The sequence below is a fragment of the Marinobacterium weihaiense genome, assembly GCF_019061305.1.
GTDB classification, from domain to species: domain Bacteria; phylum Pseudomonadota; class Gammaproteobacteria; order Pseudomonadales; family Balneatricaceae; genus Marinobacterium; species Marinobacterium weihaiense.
In genome coordinates, this window is the sequence record NZ_JAHQZT010000084.1 from 1 (window position 1) to 449 (window position 449).

The 449-nt window shown below is 64.6% G+C and carries 1 protein-coding gene; it reads right to left on the reverse strand.

Translation table 11 applies throughout. The features are described 5' to 3' along the window. Nucleotides 1–449: DUF1302 domain-containing protein (locus KTN04_RS17475; RefSeq protein ID WP_217336346.1), on the reverse strand; the 449-nt coding region annotated here is incomplete at both ends.

Consider the following 449-nt stretch of genomic DNA (forward strand, 5'->3'; position numbering starts at 1 on the left):
TAGGTGTTGTTCAGGGCGTTGTACTGCGTCAGCGGAATGCGATCGCTGTAGCGCAGGTAGTACAGGCCCCACTCGGTTTCCAGGCTGGTGCGGAAACGCGTACCCACCCCCCACTGACCGACTTCGTCCGGCTCGATGTCGTCACCGCGGACGCCGAAGCTGCAGGGCTCGCCAGGGGCCGCGCCCAGACAGGTGGCCCCTTCACCGACGGCATCGCTGGTGCTCAGGAAAGCGCCCGGCTCGGATACTTGCACCGGATGCCAGTTGTACTGTGCATGGGCCAGGACCGACCAGTTCGGGTTCATTTCCAGCTGCATGGAGACCTGGTCTTCCGGCAGCAGGATGTCCTTCACTTCTACGCCCGGAATGCCGGCTTTGGTGCCGTCGGACGGCCCCTGGGCGAGTGACATGCTGGGCATGAACAGCGCCTCGCCCCAGGCAACGACGTG